Origin of the sequence: uncultured Veillonella sp., assembly GCF_934190855.1 — a bacterium.
Lineage (GTDB): Bacteria > Bacillota > Negativicutes > Veillonellales > Veillonellaceae > Veillonella.
Genome location: NZ_CAKPTN010000093.1, coordinates 1 through 6,492, shown reverse-complemented (window position 1 = coordinate 6,492; position 6,492 = coordinate 1). Strand labels below are relative to the sequence as shown.

The following is a 6,492-nucleotide window of genomic DNA, read 5'->3' as shown; positions in this document are numbered from 1 at the left end:
CTCTAAGCCATGGCGTTTTTCAGGATTATTAGTTAACAAGCGAATGCTCTTAATCCCTAAGAAACGGATGATTTGAGCTGCTAAAGAATATTCGCGCATATCCGCAGGGAAGCCCAATTGCTCGTTTGCTTCTACAGTATCTAGGCCTTGTTCTTGTAATGCATAGGCTTTAATTTTATTTGTTAAGCCAATGCCGCGGCCTTCTTGACGCATGTATACTACAACGCCTTTACCTTCTTTTTCGATAGCACGCAACGCATTATCTAATTGTTCGCCACAGTCACAACGTTTAGAACCGAACACATCACCTGTTAAACATTCGGAGTGAATACGTACAAGTACATCGCTACAGTTTTGTACATCACCCTTAACGATAGCTAAATGCTCTTTTTTATCTAATTCATTTTTGAATACAAAGATATTGAAATCACCAAATTTAGTAGGTAATTTAGAACAAGCGCCAAGCTCAACCATATCTTCATATTGTTTACGGTATTCAATAAGTTCTGCTACAGAAGCAATTTTCAAATCATGCTCTTTTGCAAATTCCATGAGATCTGGTAGACGTGCCATATCGCCATCATCTTTTGTGATTTCACAAATAACAGCTGCCTCTTGTAGACCTGCTAATCGGCAAAGGTCGATAGATGCCTCTGTATGACCTTGGCGTACTAGAACGCCACCCTCTTTATATACTAGAGGGAATACGTGACCAGGACGACGGAAGTCTTCAGGTTTAGCATTAGTATCTAGTAATTTTTGAATTGTATACGCACGTTCTGCTGGCGATACGCCTGTTGTAGTATCTACATGGTCAACAGTAACGGTGAAAGCAGTTTCATGATTATCTGTATTTTTAGTAACCATGGCAGGAATACCAAGTTTTTCTAAAGCTTCACGACGCATAGGTGTACATACGATACCACGCGCGTATTTAACCATAAAGTTAATATTTTCTTGTGTAGCAAACTCTGCAGCAATGATAAGATCACCTTCGTTTTCGCGGCTTTCATCATCAACAATAATAACAGGTTTGCCAGCTTTAAGGTCTTCTAAGACCTCTTCAATAGAATGTAATTGTTCGCTCATAGGAACGCTCCTTACTTTTATATAAATCCATTCTCTACTAAGAGGGATTGCATTGATTTCTTAGATTTGTCTTCGGTAGGTTCACTGCCGAGATTCATAAAATGACGAATGTATCGACCAGCGATATCCGTTTCTAAATTAACCACCGTACCAATATGGGCAGAACCTAAAATAGTTTCACCCAAGGTGTGAGGAATAATAGATACAGAAAAACTGCTGTCCGTTCGACGCATAATGGTGAGGCTAATACCATCGATCGTTATTGATCCCTTATAAATAACATAATCCATAACGGATTTTGGGGCCTCTACGGTAAAGATGATAGCATTATCCGTTTGTTCGCGATTAATGATGCGGCCTGTCCCATCTACGTGACCTGCCACAATGTGACCACCAAATCTACCATTGGCGAGCATGGCACGCTCTAAGTTGACTGGTTGATGAACTTTCAAATTTGTGAAAGTAGTCATCTTGATTGACTCTGGCATAACATCAGCTGTAAATACGCCATTACCAATCGTTGTAGCCGTCAAACAGACGCCGTTAACAGCTACGGAGTCACCTATTTTTAAATCGCTAAATATTTTATTTCCCCGAATTGTTATAGCTAAGGATTTAGGGCCCTTTTTGATGCTCTCTACACGGCCAATTTCTTCAACGATTCCCGTGAACATAAGCGCCCCTCCTTCCTTGACGATACGCTTCGATGCGAATGTTATTATCTAATACCTTAGTTTTAGTAAAAATTAATTGCGGTGACGCTTCTAAACTTTCAAAGCCATGACCACCTACAGCAGGCGTTGCATCAGTGCCACCGATGATTGTGTTTCCAATGTAGGTTACAACTTTATCAAAATTCATCGTTTCTACAAAGGAGCTAATAATAGCTGAACCACCTTCAACGAGAACTGATGTATACCCGAGTTCGCCAAGTTTAGTTAAAATATCATTAATAGATAATTTCTTGATATCTATAGCAATATCAGTGCTCTTACTTTTACGAGTCGAAATAGATTCTACTACAGTTACTTGACCACCAACTTGTTCTAAGGCTTGAATCCTATCTTTAGGACAGCCGGTAGATACAAATATATGAACCTTACGATTATCTACTTCAAACACACGACTTGTGGTAGGTGTTCTACCTAGGCTATCTAAGATAATTACATCCGGTTGATGAACAGGAATCGGTTCATCAAGTATGCTTGTATCTAATAAAGCCTCCGATAATTCAAAATCAGTTAAACGACAGTTTAATTGAGGATCATCTGCCAAAATCGTACCAATACCAACCAGCATAGCATCATGAGTAGCACGCAGTACATGTCCATCACGGCGAGAGGACTCATTTGTAATCCATTGAGATTGACCTGTAAAAGTAGCAATCTTACCATCTAGTGACATGGCGCTTTTAATAGTTACAAAAGGTTTACCTGTCTGTATATAGGTAAAGAAATGCTCATTTAGTTCAGCACATTCCTCACTACATACGGGGCAAACAACCTCTATGCCTGCTTCGCGGAGTAAATCCATACCCTTGCCGGAAACAAGTGGATTAGGATCTGTACTACCTACTACAACTTTAGCTATGCCAGCCTCGATAATACGAAGCGCACAAGGTGGAGTTTTGCCATAATGAGAACAGGGCTCTAATGTTACATATAAAGTAGCACCTTTAGCATTATCACCAGCTTGATTTAAAGCATGCACCTCTGCGTGAGCCGTACCAGCCTTATGATGATACCCTTCACCGATTATTGTATTGTCTTTCACCACTACGGCACCCACCAAAGGATTTGGCGAAGTGTGACCTGTGGCTAATTTTGCCAGTGCAATGGCGCGTTTCATATATGCTACGTCATCCACCATATCACCTCAATAAAAAAAGGACTATATACATAGTCCTTGGGTAATCATAATTGCGCACAACAAATGCGCCTCGTCTTTTCTCATCCAGACTATACTGTCGGTATCGGAATTGCACCGATTCATACCCATAAGGTTCGCGGACTATACCGCCGGTAAGGAATTTCACCTGTCCCCAAAGACTCATCTATTTTGTTTATGAATTAATAGTAACACTTTTATTAAGGTTATGCAACAATAAGAGTTTTGTATTGAGAAAGAATATTAAATAAAATACTACGAAATATAAAGCTAAAAATTTTATTTAAAGATGCCATAGTGCGATTTTAAACAACTATAAACCATGTATACAATGATTGGTGATTTATATCACATAAATACACTAAAAATAGGTCTAGTATGGATTATATATAGTTTTAATAACTATATTTTATTGATATTAATTATTGAATAAAGGTGATAATATGGCAAAAAAACGAATTTCTGATGTACTCATAGAAGTCTTAGCCAATGCGGGTATCGAACGCATTTACGGTATCACTGGCGATAGTTTAAACTCTGTAAACGATAGTTTACGCCGCAATGGTAAGATTGCTTTTGAACATGTACGACATGAAGAAACAGCAGCTTTTGCTGCAGGTGCTGAAGCATCTTTAACTGGTAAATTAACTGTCTGTGCTGGTAGCTCTGGCCCAGGCAACTTACATTTGATCAATGGCCTCTTTGATTGCCATCGCAATCGTGTACCAGTATTGGCTATTGCTTCTCATATCCCTCAATCTGAAGTAGGCTTGAATTACTTCCAAGAAACACATCCAGAAAACTTATTCAAAGAATGCTCTTGTTTCTGTGAACTTGTATCCAATCCTAAACAAATGCCTGAAATCCTATTCCGTGCTATGAATGCCGCTGTAGGTAATCAAGACGTTGCTGTTATAGTCCTACCTGGTGACGTTGCAGTCATGGAAATGGAAATTGATGAATTACCAGTATGGCATCATCCTCGCTTACCTCATATCATTCCACAACGCGAAGATATCGAAGAAATGGCAGCTCATTTAGAATCAGGTAAACGTATTACCCTCTTCTGCGGTGCAGGCTGTGAAGGTGCTCATGACGAAGTTGTAGAATTAGCAAAACGTTTACAAGCACCTGTTGTACATGCTTTCAGAGGCAAAGAATGGGTTGAATGGGATAATCCATATGATGTAGGTATGACTGGTCTATTAGGCTATACATCTGGTTATCGTGCTATTGAACAATGCGATACACTTGTAATGCTTGGTACTGACTTCCCATACCGTCCATTCTATCCAGAAAATACAAAAGTAATTCAAGTAGATAGAGATCCTGGCGCTTTAGGTCGTCGTGTTCCTCTTACACAAGGTATTATTGGTACTGTAAAAGATACATTAAAAGAATTATTACCTCTAGTCGCTCAACGTGGTGATACTGAATTTATCGACACTGTACGTAAAGCGTATACTAAATTTAGAGGCGATCTAGATAGCTATGCAGTAGCTGAACCAGATGGTGTGGCTATTCACCCTCAATACTTTGTAAATCGTCTTAATAAATTAGCTGCAGAAGATGCAATCTTTACCTTTGACGTAGGTACTCCAGTTATTTGGACTGCTCGTCACTTAAAAACAAATGGTAAACGACGCATCTTAGGTTCTTATAATCACGGCTCTATGGCCAATGCTATGATGCATGCCATCGGTGCTCAAAATGCATGTCCAAATCGTCAAGTCATCTCCCTTTCCGGTGATGGTGGCTTCACAATGATGATGGGCGAAATGTTAACATTAAAACAACTTAACTTACCGGTTAAAATCTTTGTATTCAACAACGAAGAACTTAGCTTCATTGCCATGGAAATGAAAGCCTCTGGCTACCTCGATTATGCAACAGACTTTGTAAATCCAGACTTTGGTAAACTTGCAGAAGCTGCTGGCATTAAAGGTGTAAGCATTACAAACTCTAGCGAAGTAGACGAAAAAATCATAGAAGCTCTTAACCATAATGGCCCAGTCATCGTTAACGTTCGCGTGGACAAACAAGAACTTGCTATGCCTCCAAAAATTGCTTACCAACAAGCTAAAGGCTTCAGTAAATACTTGATCAATGCAATCCTTGATGGCCGTGGTACAGAACTAAAAGAAATGGCCAAAACAAACTGGATGAAATATAAATCTCTATACTAAATCTGCCAAATTTACAAAACCTGCCAAACCAAATAAACTGCAAAACTTTCAAAAAGAGGAGTCATCATTTGATGACTCCTCTTTTATCTATAATAATCGTCCTCGTAATCGTCTTTATACCGTAATGCATCCACCTCTGATGGGGATAGCACATTCCCCTCTTCATCAACATATTCTCGGAATTCGTTAAAGTATACACCTGGAATATCAGATTCTTCTAACTCAGGCACCTCCTCGGACTCAATATCCCAAAATTCAATCTCTACAGGTTGATTTTGTCGTTCCTTAGTAATATTAGATTTACTTCTATTATCTTCTAATTTCATTTTTGATTCTTTAGTAATATCACTATCTGATGAATTAATTCCTAGAAATTTCAATAATCCACTTATCATTACACAATACTCCCTTGCACCAATGATATATTAATTGTATTGTAGCAAAATATACAAAAATAAGCACTATATCACCTTTTAGGTATATAGTGCTTACTTTGTATTTAAGTCTTATCTTGTATTTTATTATGCTCCGAAGAGTGACATTTGTTCATCTTCAGGTAGTTCACCACAGCATTTGAGTTCTTTCATAAGATCAATGATGGTGTTAGATACTTTACAACGACGTTGCAAGTCTTTTAGAGATGTAAACGGACGTTCTTCTCGTTCAGCAACTATAGCATCTGCTACAGTTTCACCTAAAGAGTCAATAGCTAAGAATGGCGGCAATAGAGCACCATCTTTAATGCTAAAGCGTCTAGCTTCAGAGTGTTGAATATCTACATTAACAAAACGATAGCCCCGTTGATACATTTCCATAGATACTTCTAATGCGCTCATAAGGTCTTTATCTTTAGGACTGGCAGCGCGATCAAGAGCCTTAATACGGTTGAATTCAGTCATTTGAGTTTTAAGGTCTCCTGTCATGATGCGTAGGTCAAAGGCCTTGGCACGAATGGAGAAGTATGCCGCATAGAATGCTAATGGATGGTACACCTTAAACCAAGCAATGCGGAAGGCCATCATTACATAGGCTACCGCATGGGCCCGTGGGAATAGATAGGAAATCTTCTTACAAGATTCAATAAACCATTCAGGAATATTGTTCTCACGCATTTCTGCTTCGAACTCTGTCGTAGCTTGGCCTTGTTTATTTCGTTTTTCAATACCCTTCCCTTTACGTACGTTTTCCATTACGAAGAAACTATGCTTTCTATCCATGCCTCGATGGATCAAGAAGTTCATTACGTCGTCACGTGTGGAAATGGCTTCGTTCAACTTACAAGTACCATTTTTAATAAGGTCTTGGGCGTTATCGAGCCATACGTTTGTAC

The 6,492-nt window shown here is 39.0% G+C and carries 5 protein-coding genes, 1 pseudogene and 1 riboswitch; of the genes and pseudogenes, 1 reads left to right on the top strand and 5 read right to left on the bottom strand.

What is annotated here, in order from left to right; translation table 11 throughout:
- From Q0F90_RS06310 to ribD, 3 genes are all read right to left on the bottom strand, one after another.
- On the bottom strand, nt 1–1,089 hold a 1,089-nt coding region (locus Q0F90_RS06310), incomplete at its 3' end, for a bifunctional 3,4-dihydroxy-2-butanone-4-phosphate synthase/GTP cyclohydrolase II (protein WP_296004221.1).
- 17 nt (nt 1,090–1,106) lie between these two features.
- Nucleotides 1,107–1,763 (bottom strand): riboflavin synthase, encoded by a 657-nt coding sequence (locus Q0F90_RS06305; RefSeq protein ID WP_296004220.1) that lies wholly within the window; start codon nt 1,761–1,763, stop codon nt 1,107–1,109.
- Nucleotides 1,744–2,958, bottom strand: coding sequence for a bifunctional diaminohydroxyphosphoribosylaminopyrimidine deaminase/5-amino-6-(5-phosphoribosylamino)uracil reductase RibD (gene ribD, locus Q0F90_RS06300; protein ID WP_296004219.1), 1,215 nt, complete (start codon nt 2,956–2,958; stop codon nt 1,744–1,746). The genes Q0F90_RS06305 and ribD overlap by 20 nt, the downstream gene beginning before the upstream one ends.
- A 68-nt stretch (nt 2,959–3,026) precedes the next feature.
- A riboswitch (FMN riboswitch) is annotated at nt 3,027–3,142 on the bottom strand.
- Nucleotides 3,143–3,419: 277 nt separating this feature from the next.
- Here ribD and poxB point away from each other — a divergent pair.
- Nucleotides 3,420–5,162 carry a ubiquinone-dependent pyruvate dehydrogenase gene (poxB, locus tag Q0F90_RS06295; RefSeq protein ID WP_296004218.1) on the top strand — a complete coding sequence of 581 codons (1,743 nt, stop codon included), beginning with the start codon at nt 3,420–3,422 and terminating at the stop codon, nt 5,160–5,162.
- Nucleotides 5,163–5,245: 83 nt separating this feature from the next.
- On the opposite strand, the gene Q0F90_RS06290 is transcribed toward poxB, so the two are convergent.
- Both Q0F90_RS06290 and Q0F90_RS06285 read right to left on the bottom strand, forming a co-directional pair.
- Complete coding sequence (locus Q0F90_RS06290) at nt 5,246–5,557, bottom strand: hypothetical protein (protein ID WP_296004217.1); 312 nt, start codon at nt 5,555–5,557, stop codon at nt 5,246–5,248.
- A 126-nt stretch (nt 5,558–5,683) separates the two neighbouring features.
- A pseudogene (locus tag Q0F90_RS06285) lies at nt 5,684–6,492 on the bottom strand (PolC-type DNA polymerase III); the annotation flags it as partial.

What these genes read in the sequence shown, in the direction of transcription:
- ribD (WP_296004219.1), bottom strand. Translation starts at nt 2,958, where the DNA reads ATGGTGGATGACGTAGCATATATGAAACGCGCCATTGCACTGGCAAAA.
- Q0F90_RS06305 (WP_296004220.1), bottom strand. Translation starts at nt 1,763, where the DNA reads ATGTTCACGGGAATCGTTGAAGAAATTGGCCGTGTAGAGAGCATCAAA.
- Q0F90_RS06290 (WP_296004217.1), bottom strand. Translation starts at nt 5,557, where the DNA reads ATGATAAGTGGATTATTGAAATTTCTAGGAATTAATTCATCAGATAGT.
- poxB (WP_296004218.1), top strand. Translation starts at nt 3,420, where the DNA reads ATGGCAAAAAAACGAATTTCTGATGTACTCATAGAAGTCTTAGCCAAT.